The organism is Marinobacter sp. OP 3.4 (assembly GCF_036224885.1).
In the GTDB taxonomy this organism is placed as follows: Bacteria; Pseudomonadota; Gammaproteobacteria; order Pseudomonadales; family Oleiphilaceae; genus Marinobacter.
This window is the reverse complement of sequence record NZ_JAVVLT010000046.1, coordinates 47,706-63,608: the sequence shown is the minus strand read 5'-3', so window position 1 is coordinate 63,608 and position 15,903 is coordinate 47,706. Positions and strand designations below refer to the sequence as shown.

Annotated in this window: 15 protein-coding genes and 1 pseudogene; 6 read left to right on the top strand and 10 right to left on the bottom strand. The window is 61.6% G+C overall.

Annotated elements, in window-relative coordinates:
• Window positions 1–79: 79 nt before the first annotated feature.
• Window positions 80–1,006, bottom strand: coding sequence for a phenylacetic acid degradation operon negative regulatory protein PaaX (gene paaX, locus RO069_RS08695; protein WP_328186779.1), 927 nt, complete (start codon window positions 1,004–1,006; stop codon window positions 80–82).
• 363 nt (window positions 1,007–1,369) lie between these two features.
• Here paaX and RO069_RS08690 point away from each other — a divergent pair, with 363 nt between their 5' ends.
• The 6 genes and pseudogenes from RO069_RS08690 (at window position 1,370) to RO069_RS08665 (ending at window position 6,609) form a co-directional block, all read left to right on the top strand.
• On the top strand, window positions 1,370–2,527 hold the full coding sequence (locus tag RO069_RS08690; protein WP_328186778.1) for an ABC transporter substrate-binding protein: 1,158 nt from the start codon (window positions 1,370–1,372) through the stop codon (window positions 2,525–2,527).
• Window positions 2,528–2,595: 68 nt separating this feature from the next.
• Entirely contained in the window at window positions 2,596–3,471 is an 876-nt protein-coding gene (locus tag RO069_RS08685) for a branched-chain amino acid ABC transporter permease (RefSeq protein ID WP_328186777.1), read from the top strand.
• Window positions 3,471–4,478: a branched-chain amino acid ABC transporter permease gene (locus RO069_RS08680; protein WP_328186776.1), complete on the top strand. Its 1,008-nt coding sequence runs from the start codon at window positions 3,471–3,473 to the stop codon at window positions 4,476–4,478. The genes RO069_RS08685 and RO069_RS08680 overlap by 1 nt, the downstream gene beginning before the upstream one ends.
• A complete protein-coding gene (locus tag RO069_RS08675; protein WP_328186775.1) occupies window positions 4,475–5,233 on the top strand; it encodes an ABC transporter ATP-binding protein in 759 nt (252 codons plus the stop codon). Before RO069_RS08680 ends, RO069_RS08675 begins: the two co-directional genes overlap by 4 nt.
• A gap of 17 nt (window positions 5,234–5,250) precedes the next feature.
• Window positions 5,251–5,700 (top strand): annotated as a pseudogene (locus RO069_RS08670) (hemerythrin domain-containing protein); the annotation flags it as partial.
• Window positions 5,701–5,904: 204 nt separating this feature from the next.
• The gene (locus RO069_RS08665; RefSeq protein ID WP_328186783.1) at window positions 5,905–6,609 is read left to right on the top strand and encodes an ABC transporter ATP-binding protein; all 705 of its coding nucleotides are present in this window, start codon (window positions 5,905–5,907) and stop codon (window positions 6,607–6,609) included.
• A gap of 367 nt (window positions 6,610–6,976) precedes the next feature.
• Here the strand turns inward: RO069_RS08665 and paaZ are convergent, their stop codons facing one another.
• The 9 genes from paaZ to paaG all read right to left on the bottom strand — a co-directional run bounded on the left by paaZ (window position 6,977) and on the right by paaG (window position 15,891).
• Window positions 6,977–9,019, bottom strand: a complete 2,043-nt coding sequence (gene paaZ, locus RO069_RS08660) for a phenylacetic acid degradation bifunctional protein PaaZ (protein WP_328186774.1) — start codon at window positions 9,017–9,019, stop codon at window positions 6,977–6,979.
• 85 nt (window positions 9,020–9,104) lie between these two features.
• Entirely contained in the window at window positions 9,105–10,184 is a 1,080-nt protein-coding gene (paaE, locus tag RO069_RS08655) for a 1,2-phenylacetyl-CoA epoxidase subunit PaaE (protein WP_328186772.1), read from the bottom strand.
• A gap of 12 nt (window positions 10,185–10,196) precedes the next feature.
• The gene (paaD, locus tag RO069_RS08650) at window positions 10,197–10,772 is read right to left on the bottom strand and encodes a 1,2-phenylacetyl-CoA epoxidase subunit PaaD (RefSeq protein WP_328186770.1); all 576 of its coding nucleotides are present in this window, start codon (window positions 10,770–10,772) and stop codon (window positions 10,197–10,199) included.
• Window positions 10,756–11,520, bottom strand: a complete 765-nt coding sequence (paaC, locus tag RO069_RS08645; protein ID WP_328186781.1) for a 1,2-phenylacetyl-CoA epoxidase subunit PaaC — start codon at window positions 11,518–11,520, stop codon at window positions 10,756–10,758. Before paaC ends, paaD begins: the two co-directional genes overlap by 17 nt.
• A 24-nt stretch (window positions 11,521–11,544) precedes the next feature.
• Complete coding sequence (gene paaB, locus RO069_RS08640) at window positions 11,545–11,826, bottom strand: 1,2-phenylacetyl-CoA epoxidase subunit PaaB (protein WP_328186768.1); 282 nt, start codon at window positions 11,824–11,826, stop codon at window positions 11,545–11,547.
• Window positions 11,827–11,839: 13 nt separating this feature from the next.
• Window positions 11,840–12,835: a 1,2-phenylacetyl-CoA epoxidase subunit PaaA gene (paaA, locus tag RO069_RS08635; protein WP_328186766.1), complete on the bottom strand. Its 996-nt coding sequence runs from the start codon at window positions 12,833–12,835 to the stop codon at window positions 11,840–11,842.
• Window positions 12,836–13,218: 383 nt separating this feature from the next.
• Window positions 13,219–14,529, bottom strand: a complete 1,311-nt coding sequence (gene paaK, locus RO069_RS08630) for a phenylacetate--CoA ligase PaaK (protein ID WP_328186765.1) — start codon at window positions 14,527–14,529, stop codon at window positions 13,219–13,221.
• Between the two features lie 54 nt (window positions 14,530–14,583).
• Window positions 14,584–15,033, bottom strand: a complete 450-nt coding sequence (gene paaI / locus RO069_RS08625; RefSeq protein WP_328186763.1) for a hydroxyphenylacetyl-CoA thioesterase PaaI — start codon at window positions 15,031–15,033, stop codon at window positions 14,584–14,586.
• 66 nt (window positions 15,034–15,099) lie between these two features.
• Window positions 15,100–15,891 carry a 2-(1,2-epoxy-1,2-dihydrophenyl)acetyl-CoA isomerase PaaG gene (gene paaG, locus RO069_RS08620; RefSeq protein WP_328186762.1) on the bottom strand — a complete coding sequence of 264 codons (792 nt, stop codon included), beginning with the start codon at window positions 15,889–15,891 and terminating at the stop codon, window positions 15,100–15,102.
• Window positions 15,892–15,903 lie beyond the last annotated feature (12 nt).

Below are 15,903 nucleotides of genomic sequence, written 5' to 3'. Positions count from 1 at the left end.
AGATAACGCAACACTCAGAAACTAAAAAGCCCCGACACCAACCAGCATCAGGGCTCCGCACTCCGTTAAAGCCAGCCTCTCAGTTCCGCAACCCCCCAAACCGCTTGTAGAAGCCGTCATTGGGTCCCGGCAGTGGCCCTGAGGCATTCTCCAGGGTCTCGTCCAACCAGGCTTCCGCCCGTTCGTAGAGCTGCCGATAGAGGTTGCGACACAGTTGCCTGGCGCTGCGGCCTTCCCAGTCGCCGGGCAGCAGGGCGTCGGGCAGTAGTGGATCCCTCAGCAGGATCTTGCGGTACTCGTGGATCAGGAGCGTGCGGGCGATGAGGCATTCCTCGGGCGACAGGTTGTCTTCGTCCTTGAGTTCCTGCCAAAGGGGGCGGAACTGGTTCAGGAACCGTCGATAGCGCCCGCCCAGTTCATCCAGGTTCCAGCTTTCCCGGACTTCCCGGCGCATGGCCCTGGAGCTCAGTGGTTCCACTGGGTGGGTCTGCATCACGATGGTGTCATCGAACGCCTCCCATTCCTGGAGCAGGGGCAGCAACTCTTCCCGCCGAATCCTCGGGTGAATCATCACCCCCTGTCCTATACTTCCAAAGCTCAACCATTTCAGCTCTTCACGAACCCGTCGCCGAGTGTCGCTGTCGAGCTGGGTCAGTAGCACCAGGGTCCAACTGCCGGTCCATTCCAGGCTGGACATGTCGTAGACGTTCTTGAAGGCCTGCTCAAATCGGCGTAGCCCGGGTCCGGTCAGACTGTAATAGCTGCAACGACCGATCTTTTCGGCCTGCAGCCAGTGCTCCTTGACCAGCCGATAGACAGAGGTGCGGACCAGCCGCTCATTGATGCCCACAGGCTCAAGTAGCCGGGCCAGGCTACCAAGCCATACGGTGCCGCCACGGGGTACGATGGCATCCCCGTACAGGGTGATGATAAGGGAGCCGGCCCGGATGGGGCGTTTTTTCTGGAACTGGTCAACCAACTGATCGAGCTGTTTTGTCGCGGACATAGGCTGGCACTGTGCTCAAGGGAAACTATGGCAAATTGGGTGCTTATTATCCTTATCTACCGGCCGCAGGTAAAACAGCGTCTTACCGATGCCCCTGATTACGTCAGGTATGAAACCGGTTGACACGAAGAATACGATACAATAACGTTAATTGTAAGTCTTGATATGTGTCAGGTATAGCAGGGACCGGGTTGATCAGCATGCTTATTGGTATCTGGCAACTGACAAACAGGGCAATCTGTTTAAGGGCACCGCTGGGACTTTCTGGTGAGGAAAGTGAATCATAATTACAACCACAAAATCCTCATTCGGTAACAAAAACAAACCGGAGCAAATGTTGCTCTAAAACCTGGGAGAAAAACAATGGCCAAGAAAAGCCTCTTGCGTCGTGCTGGTGTGTTGGCGGCTTCGCTGGCAACCAGTCTGCTTGTGTCCGCACAGGCCGCTGAACCCATCAAGATTGGTACTTTCCTGTCGGTAACCGGTCCAGCGTCGTTCCTCGGCGATCCCGAACTCAAGACCCTTGAGATGTATGTTGAGAAGATCAACGAAGACGGCGGTGTGCTCGGTCGTCCCCTGGAGCTCGTTCACTATGACGATGTGGGGGATGCGTCCAGTGCCCGTAACTTCGCGGGGCGCCTGATTCGCTCAGACCGTGTGGACATTATTGTCGGGGGGAGCACCACCGGCGCCACCATGGCGGCCGCGCCGCTGGTGGAACAGGCCCGGATTCCCTTCATTTCACTGGCGGGTGCCGTGACTATCGTGGACCCGGTCAAAAAGTGGGTGTTCAAGACTCCCCAGTCGGACCGCATGGCCGCCCAACGTATCCTGTGGGATATGAAGCGCCGCGGCTTTGACAAGATCGGGTTGATCTCCGGTACCGGCGGCTTCGGCGCCTCCGGACGCACCCAGACCCTGGCGGTGGCTGATGAGTATGGCATTGAGGTGGTTGCCGACGAGACCTATGGTCCGTCCGATTCGGACATGACCGCCCAGCTCACCAACATCCGTAACACCGAGGGTGTGGATGCCGTGCTTAACTTCGGCTTTGGCCAGGGCCCGGCCATCGTGACGAAGAACTACGCGGCTCTGGATATCCAACTGCCGTTCTACCAGTCCCATGGTGTTGCTTCCGACGCTTTCCTGGACCTGGCGGGTTCAGCCGCCGAGGGTCTGAGATTGCCGGCGTCACCCCTGCTGGTGCCGGACTCCCTGCCGGATGATGATCCCCAGAAACCGGTCGTTCAGGCCTACAAGGAAGCCTATGAGGCTCGTTGGGATTCCAAGGTATCCACCTTCGGTGGTTATGCCTACGATGGTCTGATGCTGGCCGTACAGGCCATTGAGACCGCGGGCTCCACCGACAAGGCGGCGGTTCGCGATGCCCTGGAGGACATCCTGGGGTACGTGGGCGTCACCGGTATCTACAACCTGGGACCGGACGATCACAACGGCCTGACCCCGGAGTCCTTCCGCATTCTGGAAGTCAAGGACGGCGACTGGATGCTGGTCGAGTAACATCCTGACCAAACCTCAACCCCCGGTTCCGCCAATGGGAGCCGGGGGTGCCCGACGGTATAAATCCTATGCTCTCAGAATTCCTTCAATACCTGTTCACCGGTATCACCATCGGTGCCACCTACGCGTTGGTGGCCCTTGGTTTTACCATCATCTACAACGCCAGCCATGTCATTAACTTCGCCCAGGGCGAGTTCCTGATGATTGGCGGTATGGGAACCGTGGCTTTCATGGGCCTGGGTATTCCCATGTTCTTTGCGATCGTACTGGCGGTACTGCTGGCCTGCGCGGTGGGAGTTGCCCTGCAGCGACTGGCGATCGCTCCGGCCAGGAATGCCGATGTGGTGACTCTCATCATTATTACCATCGGCGCATCCATATTCATCCGTGGTATCGCGCAGGTGATCTGGGGCAAGGATTACCATGTGGTGCCGCCCTTCAGTGGCAATGAGCCTATCCGTCTGGGGGGCGCCGTGCTTAACTCCCAGAGCCTCTGGGTGCTGGGAATCGGCGCGGTCCTGGTGGTGGCCCTGATTCTGTTCTTCACCCGGACCCTGGTGGGACGGGCCATTCTCGGGACCTCCATGAACAAGCTGGCCGCGCAGTTGGTGGGCGTGAAAACCCAGGTGGTGCTGATGCTGGCGTTCGGTCTGTCCGCCCTGCTGGGCTCCGTTGCCGGGGTGACCGTGGCTCCGATTACCTTCACCTCCTATGACATTGGCATCCTGCTGGCGCTCAAAGGTTTCGTGGCCGCAGCCATGGGTGGTCTCGGCAGCGGTCTGGGTGCCGTGGTGGGCGGCCTGCTGCTGGGCATTGTGGAAGCCATGACCGCTGGTTACATCTCTTCCGAATACAAGGATGCCGTCGCCTTCTCAATGATTCTTCTGGTGCTGTTCTTCATGCCTCGTGGTCTGTTCGGTGCCCGTACCGTGGAGCGTGTGTAATGCTGGATCGTTTCCTGAACTGGCGAATGAATTACGTGGTGGTTATCGCCATCGTGGTGTTCGTTCTCCCGCTGATGATGGAGAACCCCTTCTACTATGACATGGCAACCCAGATTGCCCTGATCGCCGCCACCGTGGTGGGCCTGAACCTGCTGGTGGGCTACGCCGGGCAGATCAGCCTCGGGCATGCCGGGTTCTACGGCCTGGGCGCCTACTTCAGCGCCATTGCCACCGGCACCTATGGCTGGCCATCGCTACTGGCGCTGGTGGTGGGGGCCGCCCTGGTCGGGTTGATCGCTTATATCGTCGGGCGTCCCATCCTGCGGCTGAAGGGGCATTACCTGTCCATGGCGACCCTGGCAGTGGGCTTTATCATCGCCATTATCCTCAACAACGAGGGCGGTATGACTGGCGGCCCCGATGGCATGCCGGTACCTTCACTGACAGTCTTTGGCTGGGAACTGAGCATCTTCGGAATGTATTCCGTGCTCGGCATGGAAATGCCCGGCCATGTGGCCTGGTACCTGGTGGCAGGGGTGGTGCTTCTGGTGGCGGTTATCCTGGCCCAGAACATTATTGATTCTCCCATCGGCCGGGCCCTGCGTTCCATTCACGGTTCCGAGATAGCGGCCCGCACCGTCGGGGTGGACACCGCCCGCTACAAGAGCATGGTGTTCGTCATTTCGGCAATCTTTGCCAGCGTGATGGGGAGTCTGTTCGCCCATTTCAGTGGTTTTATCACGCCGGCCATTGCCAGCTTTGATCATTCCATTGTGCTGATCACCATGGTAGTTCTTGGCGGCATGGCAAGCCCCATGGGTGTCATTATCGGTGCCATCGCGCTCAAGCTCCTGCCTCAGTTACTGTCCGGTTTTCATGAATACGAGACCGCCGTGTTCGGGTTTATTCTCATGGCCACGATGATATTTATGCCTAAGGGCTTCTACCCGACCGTGTCCGGATTCGTCCGGAGCAAACTGGCCAGGCAATCTGGAGGTGGGGCATGAGTGCCATGATTGATGTGAGGGGCCTCGACAAGGAGTTCGGCGGAGTCCATGCCATCGAGGGCCTGGAATTCTCCGTGGAACAGGGCCAGGTCTATTCGGTGATTGGTCCCAACGGGGCGGGCAAGACAACACTGTTCAACCTGATCACCGGGTTCTATATCCCCACCCGGGGTGAGATCACGCTCAATGGTGAGAGTGTTGTGGGCATGGACCCCAACCGGCTTGCCGAGCGGGGCATGTGCCGCACCTTCCAGCAGATGCAGATCTGCATGAACATGACGGCACTGGAAAATGTCATGCTCGGCCGCCACCTGCAGATCCGCAGTGGCCTGCTGACGTCCATGTTCCGTTTGCCCAGGCTTTACCGGGAAGAACGTGCCTGCCGGGAGCGTTGCCGGGAACTGATGGAGTTTGTCGGTTGTGGCCAGTACCTGAATACGGCCGCCTCGGCCATGTCCTATGGCGCCCTGAAGCGCCTGGAAATTGCCCGGGCCCTGGCCGCGGATCCGAGGATCCTGTTGCTGGACGAGCCCGCCGCAGGCCTGAACGCCACTGAGACCGCCGAGCTGGAGGAGCTGATCCGCAAGGTGGCACAGCAGGGCGTGACGGTGATGCTGGTTGAGCATGACATGAAACTGGTCATGGGCATTTCCGATCGGCTGCTGGTGATCAATTACGGTCGCAAGCTGGCCGAGGGGAACCCCGAGGAAATCCGCAATAATCCGGACGTGATCGCTGCCTACCTGGGCGGCTGAGCGCAAGGGCAAGTCTTATGAGTGAACAGAGTCAGGGCAATGTGCCTGCCCGGTCGCGCAGCGAACAGGCGGTGGGCATTATCATCCGAGAGCACCAGGGATTGTGGCGGGTGCTCGATCTGCTGGACCAGCTCCAGCAGGATATGAATGTGAACGATCAGCGGCCGGACGAGGTGCTGTTCAGTACCATCTTCGACTACATCCAGCACTTTTCCAATCGGGTGCACAGTCAGCCTACGGAGATCGTGCTGTATCGGAAGGTGCGGGAAAAGTCCCCGGAAACCGGGCCGCTGCTGGACAAGCTGGAACGGGGCTATGTTATCGGGCATCAGAAGCTGAACGAACTGCGGGAGCTGCTGGCCACCTGCATCGATAACTGGCCCGAGGGCCGGGAGGCGTTCAGCCATGCCCTGAGCCGATTCACCCAGGCCCTTCGCAAGCACATCAAGAAGGAAGAGGGCGTGGTAATTCCCCGTGCCAAAGAGGTGCTGGGTGAACACGACTGGCAGCAAATCGCCGATGCCCGTGACCAGCAGAACGATCCTTTGTTCGGTGACCGGGTGCGGGAAGAATTCCGGGAGCTTCGACACCAGATCGTCAGCTATACACCGGAACAGTTTGGCGGGTTGGGGCTGAGGCACGCGACCACCACCCCGGATACCGGTCAGGAGATGCTATCGATATCCGGCCTGGTGTCGTCCTATGGCCAGATTGAGGTGTTGCACGAGATCGATCTGACCATCCGTTCCGGCGAGATCGTGTCCCTGGTGGGGGCTAATGGTGCCGGCAAATCGACGCTGCTGATGGCGATTTCCGGTTTGCAGCCGCTGGACCGGGGCGAGATGACCTTCGAGGGCCGGAACCTCCGCAAGATGTCTCCGGACAAGCGGGTGTCCAGCGGGATTGTGCAGGTGCCGGAAGGTCGGCAGGTGTTCAAGGACCTGAGTGTGCACGATAACCTGCGCCTGGGGGCCTATACCCGCAAGCAGGGGCCCGAGGTACAGTCGGATCTGCAGAAGGTGTATGGCCGGTTCCCGATCCTGGAGCAGAAACGCCACAACCTGGCCGGCGAACTTTCCGGCGGGCAGCAGCAGATGCTGGCCATCGGGCGGGCACTGATGGCCCGGCCCCGGCTGTTGCTGTTGGATGAGCCTTCCATGGGGCTGGCGCCTCTGATTGTGGAGGAGATTTTCGGGATTATCCGGGAGCTCAAGGAGGAGGGGATTACGGTCTTCCTGGTTGAGCAGAATGCATCCCAGGCTCTGGCGTTGGCTGATCGTGGGTATGTGCTGGAGACGGGCCGTGTGGTGCTTGAGGGTACCGGGCGGGAGTTGCTCAGCAATGAGAAGGTTCGGGAGGCTTATCTCGGGATGTGATTTTCGTGGGGGCTTTGGACATGGGAGTGCGGCCAGCGCTCGGGAGGGGCTTTCCGGGACACGCCGTGAATCCGTCCCTGGAGGCTCCTCAAAAAGGTCCCTCTTTTTGAGGGTCCCGGAAAGCCCCTCCCGACCACTGTCCCCTGACCACCGGAGTTATCCTCATAAAAAAGCCGGGCTGGGTTCTCCAGTCCGGCTTTTTGTTTGCTCAGGATTTCCGAGTCACTCGGGTTAATCCCCTCTCCCCTCGTGGGGTGGAGGTGGATCGAGCGAAGCACCGCTTCGCCCACCGGAACGCCCCTTGTCTCAGGCAAGGGGCAGGGGCGCGGAGCGGGGTTAGGGAGAGGGGGAGGCGGTTAACTCCCCATCACTGCTTCTTAGCCACCAACGTCAGAATGTCATAGCTGGCCACCAGCTCATCATTCTGGTTGGTCACTTCCACATCCCACATGACCACGCCCTGGGGATGGCCCTCGGGGGACGTACGGCCCTGGTCGATCTTGCGCTTGCAGGTCAGGCGGGCACGGATGGTGTCGCCGGGGGCCACCGGGGTGATGAACCGCAGGGTGTCCAGGCCGTAATTGGCCAGTACCGGACCCTCGCCCGGATAGACGAACAGGCCCGCTGCGGCGGACAGCACGAAGTAGCCGTGGGCAATGCGCTGGCCGAACTGGGTCTTCTTCGCGGCGATCTCGTCGAAGTGCATGTAGAAGTGATCGCCGGAGAGGCAGCCGAAGTTGGTGATATCGGCCTCGGTCACGGTGCGGCGATGGGTGAGTAGGGATTCGCCCACCTGCAGGTCGTCGAAGGTGCGACGGAACGGATGGATGTCGTTCTCGATCACTTTCGCGCCGCGGACGTACTCGCGGGTGACCGCGGCCACCATGGTGGGGGAGCCCTGGATGGCGGTGCGTTGCAGGTAGTGGTGAACCGCGCGGATGCCGCCCAGTTCCTCACCGCCACCGGCGCGACCCGGGCCACCGTGCTTGAGCATCGGCAGGGGGGAGCCGTGGCCGGTGGATTCCTTCGCCGCTTCCGCGTCGAGGATCTGCAGACGGCCGTGCTGGGCCGCCAGTACCGGAATCATTTCGGCGGCAACGGCCGGGTCCTTGGTGGTCAGGGTGGTGACCAGGCTGCCCTTGCCCTTGGCGGCAATGGTCAGTGCCTGCTCAATGCCATTGTAGGGCATCAGGGTGGCCACCGGGCCGAATGCCTCGATGTCGTGGGCGCCGCCGTCTTCCAGCGGGTTGCGGCTGAGTAGCAGGTGGGGGGCGATAAACGCGCCCTTGTCGGTGCCGGCGCCCACCGGCTTGAAGCCATTGTCCCTGCCGAACAGGCAGTCACTGGTTTCCAGCAGGCGGTCGATGGATTCGGTGACATCGCGGAGCTGGTCCTGGGATGCCAGGGCGCCCATACGTACGCCTTCCTCGTTGGGGTCGCCAGCCTTGAGTTTGGCCAGGCGTTCCTTGATTCGTTCGGCGAGGGCGTCCACCTGATTCTCCGGTACCAGTACCCGGCGGATGGCGGTGCATTTCTGGCCGGCCTTGGCGGTCATTTCCTTCACCACTTCCTTGGCGAAGATGTTGAACTCCTCGTCGTCCGGGGTCACGTCCGGGGCCATGATGGCGCTGTTGAGGGAGTCCGCTTCTGCGTTGAAGGGGATGCTCTTCGCCATGATATTGGGGTGGTTCTTCAGCTTCCGGGCAGTGCTGGCCGAGCCGGTGAAGGTGACGAAGTCCTGTTCCTCCAGCCGGTCCAGCAGGTCGCCGGTGCCGCCGATGACCAGTTGCAGGGCACCCTCCGGAAGCAGGCCGGAGTCGTTGATCACCCGTACTGCCGCTTCGGTCAGGTAGCTGGTGGCGGTGGCCGGTTTGACGATGCAGGGCATGCCTGCCAGGAAGGCCGGGGCGAATTTCTCCAGCATGCCCCAGATGGGGAAGTTGAAGGCGTTGATATGGACGGATACACCACGGCGGGGCACCAGGATATGGGTGCCGTTGAAGTGGTTGTCCTTGCCCAGTTGCGTGACCGGGCCCTCGTGGGCGACGTTGCCGGAGGGCAGTTCCTTGCGACCGGTGGAGGCGTAGGTGAACAGGGTGCCGAAGCCGCCGTCGATGTCGATCCAGGAATCGGCCTTGGTGCAGCCGGTGTGACGGGAGATGGCATAAAGCTCATCCTTACGACCCTGGATATGGATCGCGAGCTCCTTGAGGATGGCGGCACGCTGCTGGAAATCCAGCGCAAGCAGGTTTTTCACGCCGGTGTTGCGGGCGTAGGCAACGGCCTCACCGAAGTTGATGGTTTCCTCGTGGGTATGGGCCACGGTTTCGCCGTTGATGGCGCTGGGCAGTGCTTTCGCTGCGGTCTCGCCGAACCACTGGCCGGCGATGTAACTCTGAAGGACTGACATTGAGCGTTCTCCCGGTAAACGTTGTTGTTAAGATGCGCAAAGCCGGTCTCACGGGACCGGCTTTGCTGTAGGGGACTGGTTGCGTTTACATCTCGTCGAAGTCGAGCACGACTTTCTCGCTGACGGGGTAGCACTGGCAGGACAGCACGTAGCCCGCCTCGACCTCGTAATCCTCAAGGGCGTAGTTGGCGTCCATTTCCACATCGCCTTCCACCACCTTGGCCTTGCAGGTGGAGCAGACGCCGGCCTTGCACGAGAAGGGCAGGTCGGCGCCCATGTCGTTGCCGGCGTCCAGGATGCTCTTGGTGTTGCGGGTCAGGTCGAAGGTGAGGGCGCGTCCGTCGGCCCTGACGGTGACTTCGCTTACCGCCTCCGGGTCCACCCGGGTTTCGGTCCGGTCCTGGCGTGGGGCAGGGGCGCCCCCGGCCGGCGTGAACAGTTCGTAGTGGATCCTGCTCTTGTCCATGCCATGGCCGAGCAGCGACTCGCGGACCGTTTCGGTCATCACCTGGGGACCGCAGATGAAGGCGGCGGTCAGGGTGTCGACACTCACCCAGTGATCGAACAGGGCGTCGCACTTACTGCCGTCGATGCGGCCGTTGTACAGGTCAATGTCCTGCTCCTCACGGCTGAACAGGAACACCAGGTTGAAGCGGCCCATGAACCGGTTCTTCAGGTCTTCCAGCTGCTCGCGGAACATGGTGTCGGCAGTGGACCGGTTGCCATAGAACAGGGTGACCCGGCTCTTCGGCTCGGTTTCCAGGGTGGTCTTGACGATGGACATGATCGGCGTGATGCCGCTACCCGCTGCCACCGCCAGGTAGTCTCCTTCCCGCTCGGGGTCCAGTTCCACGTAGAAGTGTCCCTGGGGCGGCATGACCTCCAGGGTCTGGCCGGGCTTGAGGCGCTCGTTGGCCAGGGTGGAGAAGCGTCCGCCGGGCACCTTCTTGATGGCGATGCGCAGTTCCCGGTCATCCACCCCGGTGCAGATGGAGTAGGAGCGGCGCACTTCCTCGCCGTCCAGCTCGGTCCGCAGGATCAGGTGCTGGCCCTGGTGGTAGCTGAACTGGTCCTGCAGGTCGTCCGGCAGGTCAAAGCACAGCGAGACAGCGTCCCGGGTTTCCGGTCGGACTTCGCGAATGGTGAGGGGATAGAACTTGTTCATATTGGTTCCGCTCTAGATACATTTGAAGTAGTCAAAGGGCTCGCGGCAGTCCAGGCATCGGTAAAGGGCCTTGCAGGCGGTGGAGCCGAATTCGCTGAGCCGTTCGGTGTGGTCGCTGTCGCAATGGGGGCAACGGATGGTTTCGTCCAACCCCTTGAGGGTCAGCTTGCTGGCGCTGCCCACCGGCGGGGCGATGCCGAACGCCTGGAGTTTTTCGCGACCGGCATCGGTGATCCAGTCGGTGGTCCAGGCCGGGGTCAGCACCCGACGGACTCGACCGTTGCGGATGCCCGCCAGGCCCAGGGCCTCGGCGATGGCGTCCTCGATCATTTCCGTGGCCGGGCAGCCGGAGTAGGTGGGGGTGACGTCCACCACCCACTCGCCGTTTTCCTCGGCAATGCGCCGTACCATGCCCAGTTCCACAACGCTGACCGCCGGCACCTCCGGGTCTTTCACCTCATCAAGGAGGGTCCAGAGTTCCTCCGCCGTGACCGGCTTGGACCGGTCGCGGGCGGGCAGGCGGTCGCTGGCGATCACCGGCTGGTCGTCCAGCAGGGATCGTGGTTCGGGTCTACCAGGTCGTTGCATCCGGATACGCCCTTTGCAGGAACTGCATCTCGGCCAGGATGAAGCCCAGGTGCTCGGTGTGGTGTCCCACCTTGGCGCCCTTGTACATCCAGGCATCTTCCGGCGGCGGGGTCAGGGTGGCCTCGGTGAGCACTTCGTTCACCAGGCCCTGCCAGTCCGCGGCCAGCTGTTCGGGATCGGGGCCGATGCCCGCCTGGAACAGTTGCTGCTCCACGGCATCCGCCTCGATCATCTCGCCGGTGAAGCGCCACAGGTCGTCCACGGCGGTCTGCATGCGCTGGTGGCTTTCCTCGGTGCCATCACCGAAACGCTTGACCCACTCGGAGGATCGGCGCAGGTGGTACTGCACTTCCTTCGCGGCCTTGGCGGCGATGCCGGCGATACGCTCATCCGGCGCATTGACCAGCGCGGCAATGGTGAAGTAGTGCCAGGCGTCGAAGAAGAACTGGCGACCCATGGTGACGGCGTAGTCACCGTTGGGCTGCTCCACCAGCAGCGCGTTGCGATAGTGCTGGGCGTCGCGGCGGAAGGCCAGGTCGTCCGCACTGCGGCCGTCGTCCAGCAGCTCGGCGGCATACTCGTACCAGTTGCGGGCCTGGCCCACCAGGTCGAGGGCCACGTTCATCAGCGCCATTTCTTCCTCAAGGGCCGGCGCCTTGCCGCACAGTTCACACAGGCGCTGGCCCAGGATCATGTCGGAATCCGCCAGGCGCAGCAGGTATTCCTGCAACGCCTCTTTCTGTGTCATAGCCTTGCTCATGGAACTCTCCCGTTACATGTGGCCGACTTCGTCGGGCAGCTTGTAGAAGGAGGCGTGGCGATACACCTTGTCGTCGGACGGATCGAACAGGATCTCCTTCTCGTCCGGGGACGACGCGGTAATGGCGGAGGAGGGCACCACCCAGATCGACACGCCTTCGCTGCGGCGGGTGTACAGGTCACGGGCGTTTTCCATGGCCATGGCGGCATCGGCGGCATGCACGCTGCCCACGTGTTTGTGGTTCAGGCCGTGCTTGCTGCGTACAAAGACTTCGTAAAGGGGCCAGTCAGCCATAACTCTTCTCCTCTCAGGCAGCGTTCTGCTGTTTCTTTTGCTGTTTCTCGGCGTAGGCCCTGGCGGCCTCCCGTACCCAGGCGCCACCGTCGATGGCATTCTTGCGGGTTTCGACGCGCTCCTTGTTGCAGGGACCGTTGCCCTTGAGCACGTCGTAGAACTCCTGCCAGTCGATCTCACCGAAATCGTAGTGGCCGCGCTCTTCGTTCCATTTCAGCTCCGGGTCCGGGGCGGTGCAGCCCAGGAACTCCAGTTGGGGAACGGTCTGGTCGATGAACATCTGGCGCAGTTCGTCGTTGCTCTTGCGCTTGATCTTCCAGGCCATGGACTGCTGGGAGTTGGGTGACTGGTCGTCGGACGGGCCGAACATCATCAGCGACGGCCACCAGAACCGGTTGATGGAGTCCTGCACCATCCGCTTCTGCTCCTCGGTGCCTTCCCGCATCAGGTCCAGCAGGATCTGGTAGCCCTGGCGCTGGTGGAAGCTCTCTTCCTTACAGATGCGGATCATGGCCCGGGAGTATGGGCCGTAGGAGGTGCGCTGCAGGATGACCTGATTGACGATGGCCGCGCCATCCACCAGCCAGCCCACGGTGCCCATGTCCGCCCAGCTCAGGGTGGGGTAGTTGAAGATGGAGGAGTACTTCACCTTGCCTTCGTGAAGCTTGTCGATCTCCTCGTCGCGGTCCGCACCCAGGGTTTCCATGGCGCTGTACAGGTACAGGCCGTGACCGGCCTCGTCCTGGATCTTGGCCATCAGCTGGAGCTTGCGCTTGAGGTTCGGCGCCCGGGTGACCCAGTTACCTTCCGGCAGCATGCCCACCACTTCCGAGTGCGCGTGCTGGGATATCTGGCGGACCAGGGTTTTGCGATAGCCCTCGGGCATCCAGTTCTTGGGCTCGATCTTGGTTTCCGCGTCGATCTTGAGCTGGAACTCGCGCTCTTCCGGAGACATTTCCTCCAGGGACTTGAGGCGTTTGGCGCCGGTTTCTACGAGTTGTGCGTACATGATGTACCTCCGGTAAATAGGTTCTTGTTCCCGGGCGGGTGGCTCCCTGTCGGGTTCACCGCGTTCCTGTGCCCGCAAGACCTGCTGGACGATGACTCAATTATTTATGATACCTTATCAAATATCAAGTGGTTTGATTCTGTATCATGTCGTTTGTCGGATCATCTCTGAATAAGCAGCTATTCTTTAGTCCTTGTATTCCTAATACGGTCATTTGGCGGTGTCTTGACGGTTGCAGTGACACGATACGCCAAAAGGGCTGATTGCCCTTTCCTATGTTTATCGGTTTGAATTCCGGGGCGAAAAAAAGCCCCGTAAAAACGGGGCAAGGGCTGTTGAGCTACCGATGGTCGCTCTTCTCCACGATGCAGCTTTACCGGTGCCTATTTGCGCCGGTCGAATACCCGCTTCGCCTTGCCTTCGGAGCGGGCCAGGCGGCCCGGCTCGGTAATGTCAATGCGGGTACTGATGCCAATGAAGGACTTGATGTTGTGGGCCAGGGTCTTGCTGATGGCCTCGCGCTGGTCGCTGTCGGCGCTGCTGTTGTCCGGTTTCAGTTCGCAGCGGATATCGATGCAGTCCAGGTTGCCGTCCTTGTAGACCTCAATCTCGTAGTGCGGGGACAGCTCGTCCACCCGCAGGATCTGTTCCTCAATCTGGCTGGGGAACACGTTGACGCCGCGGATGATCAGCATGTCGTCGCTGCGGCCGGTGATCCTGTCGATGCGACGCATGGGGCGGGCGGTGCCCGGTAGCAGTCGGGTCAGGTCGCGGGTGCGGTAACGGAGGATCGGCAGCCCCTCCTTGGTGAGGGTGGTGAAGACCAGCTCGCCGTACTCGCCGTCCGGCAGGACCTCGCCGGTTTCCGGGTTGATGATTTCCGGGTAGAAGTGGTCTTCCCAGATGGTCGGGCCGTCCTTGGTTTCAATGCACTCCATGCCCACGCCCGGGCCCATGACTTCGGACAGGCCGTAGATGTCCAGTGCGTCGATGCCCAGGCGTTCCTCGATTTCCTGGCGCATGGCGTTGGTCCAGGGCTCGGCGCCGAAGATGCCCAGGCGCAGGGGCAGGTCATGGGGGTTGATGCCCTGGCGTTCAATCTCGTCCGCCAGGTTGAGCATGTAGGACGGCGTCACCATGATGATGTCCGGCTGGAAGTCCTTCAGCAGCTGGACCTGTTTCTCGGTCTGTCCGCCGGACATGGGGATGACGGTACAGCCCAGCTTCTCGGCGCCGTAGTGGGCGCCCAGTCCACCGGTGAACAGGCCGTAGCCATAGGCCACGTGGACCCTGTCGCCGGCATGGCCGCCCCCGGCGCGGATGGACCGTGCCACCACGCTGGCCCAGGTATCGATGTCCTTCTGGGTGTAGCCCACCACCGTGGGTTTGCCGGTGGTGCCGCTGGAGGCGTGCACCCGGACAATCTGTTCCATCGGGGTGGCGAACATGCCAAAGGGGTAGTTGTCCCGCAGGTCGTTCTTCATGGTGAACGGAACCTTGGCCAGGTCCTCCAGGCTGTTGATGTCCATTGGCTTCAGGCCGATGTCGTCAAACGCCTTCCGGTAGAAGGGCACATTGGTATAGGCGTGATTGATGCTCCAGCGCAGGCGCTGTAACTGCACATGGCGCAGTTCATCGAGGCTGGCGGTTTCCAGGGGATCGAGGGGGCCGATTTTCTGCATGGGTATTGTCATGTTTGTTTTCCCGCTGTTGGACTTGTTAACAAATTCTGCTGGTCCGTCTGGCGTTTATTCCTGTGGATCGCCGGTATCGCGAACGCTGCCCTGGACCTGGTGGGACTTGCCCCGGAAGAGGGCGACGGTCCGACCGTCCTGGTTGGTGATCTCGATGTCGTAGACCCCGGTGCGCCGCCCCCGGGCCCGTTCGATCGCCCGGGCGGTCAACTGGTCGCCCTTGCGGGCGGAGGCCATGTACTCGATGCTGCAGCCGGCGGCCACGGTGGCCAGGTCATAGGTATTGCAGGCGAACGCAAAGGCGGAGTCGGCCAGGGTGAACATATAGCCGCCGTGGCACATGCCATGGCCCTGGATCATGCGGTCGTCCACGGTCATGGTGAGGGTGGCCGTGCCCGGTCCGATGGCGACGATCTCCATGCCCAGGTTCCGGCTGGCATGGTCCCGGCTGAACATGGCGTCGGCGCATTCCCTGGCCAGGGTCTGGGGATCGGGTTGAGTCATTGTTCTGTGTCCCGTTGGTGCTTGTGGGCCCGCTGGCGGGGCGGTTGATTCGTCCGGGTGGGCGGATCAGCGCCCCTTGAACGCGGGCTGGCGCTTTTCCATAAAGGCGGCGACGCCCTCACGGTAATCCTCGCTCTGGCCGGCCTGGCGCTGCAGGTCCCGCTCCAGGTCCAGTTGGTCATCCCAGGTATTGGTGGTGCTGGCGTTCAGTGCCTGCTTGATCAGGGCCAGGCCGGCGGTGGGCTGGCTGGCAAAATGGGTGGCCAGCTTGCCGGTCTCCTCGGTGAGGGCTTCGTCATCCACGCAGCGCCAGATCAACCCCCAGTCTTCCGCCTGTTCGGCCCGGATTTTCTCCCCAAGCAGCGCCATGCCCTTGGCTCGGGCCATGCCGGCCAGCCGGGGCAGGATCCAGGTGCCGCCGGAGTCCGGCACCAGCCCAAGCTTGCAGAAGGCCTGCACGAAGCTGGCGGAACGGGCGGCCAGTACAATGTCGCAACTCAGGGCGATATTGGCGCCAGCGCCGGCGGCAACGCCGTTGACGGCACAGATGACTGGAACCGGCAGGTCCTTCAGGGTGCGGATCAGCGGGTTGTACCAGGTTTCGATGGAATGGCCGAGGTCGGGGGCGTCGTCGCCTGGTGCCACGTTACGGTCACTCAGGTCCTGGCCGGCGCAGAATCCCCGGCCCGCGCCGGTGAGTACCAGTACCCGCACGGAATCGTCCGCCTTGACGGCATCGAGCGCCTTGCGCAGGGCTTCATGCATGTCGGCATTGAAGCTGTTGAGGCTCTGGGGGCGGTTGAGGGTGATGGTGGCCACCCCCTGCTCGATGGCAAGGAGAATGCTCTCTTCTGACATGATGTGCTCCGA

Excerpts from the sequence above, each read along its gene's own strand:
- paaX (WP_328186779.1), bottom strand. The coding sequence starts at position 1,006 with ATGTCCGCGACAAAACAGCTCGATCAGTTGGTTGACCAGTTCCAGAAA.
- RO069_RS08690 (WP_328186778.1), top strand. The coding sequence starts at position 1,370 with ATGGCCAAGAAAAGCCTCTTGCGTCGTGCTGGTGTGTTGGCGGCTTCG.
- RO069_RS08685 (WP_328186777.1), top strand. The coding sequence starts at position 2,596 with ATGCTCTCAGAATTCCTTCAATACCTGTTCACCGGTATCACCATCGGT.
- RO069_RS08680 (WP_328186776.1), top strand. The coding sequence starts at position 3,471 with ATGCTGGATCGTTTCCTGAACTGGCGAATGAATTACGTGGTGGTTATC.
- RO069_RS08675 (WP_328186775.1), top strand. The coding sequence starts at position 4,475 with ATGAGTGCCATGATTGATGTGAGGGGCCTCGACAAGGAGTTCGGCGGA.
- RO069_RS08665 (WP_328186783.1), top strand. The coding sequence starts at position 5,905 with ATGCTATCGATATCCGGCCTGGTGTCGTCCTATGGCCAGATTGAGGTG.
- paaZ (WP_328186774.1), bottom strand. The coding sequence starts at position 9,019 with ATGTCAGTCCTTCAGAGTTACATCGCCGGCCAGTGGTTCGGCGAGACC.
- paaE (WP_328186772.1), bottom strand. The coding sequence starts at position 10,184 with ATGAACAAGTTCTATCCCCTCACCATTCGCGAAGTCCGACCGGAAACC.
- paaD (WP_328186770.1), bottom strand. The coding sequence starts at position 10,772 with ATGCAACGACCTGGTAGACCCGAACCACGATCCCTGCTGGACGACCAG.
- paaC (WP_328186781.1), bottom strand. The coding sequence starts at position 11,520 with ATGACACAGAAAGAGGCGTTGCAGGAATACCTGCTGCGCCTGGCGGAT.
- paaB (WP_328186768.1), bottom strand. The coding sequence starts at position 11,826 with ATGGCTGACTGGCCCCTTTACGAAGTCTTTGTACGCAGCAAGCACGGC.
- paaA (WP_328186766.1), bottom strand. The coding sequence starts at position 12,835 with ATGTACGCACAACTCGTAGAAACCGGCGCCAAACGCCTCAAGTCCCTG.
- paaK (WP_328186765.1), bottom strand. The coding sequence starts at position 14,529 with ATGACAATACCCATGCAGAAAATCGGCCCCCTCGATCCCCTGGAAACC.
- paaI (WP_328186763.1), bottom strand. The coding sequence starts at position 15,033 with ATGACTCAACCCGATCCCCAGACCCTGGCCAGGGAATGCGCCGACGCC.
- paaG (WP_328186762.1), bottom strand. The coding sequence starts at position 15,891 with ATGTCAGAAGAGAGCATTCTCCTTGCCATCGAGCAGGGGGTGGCCACC.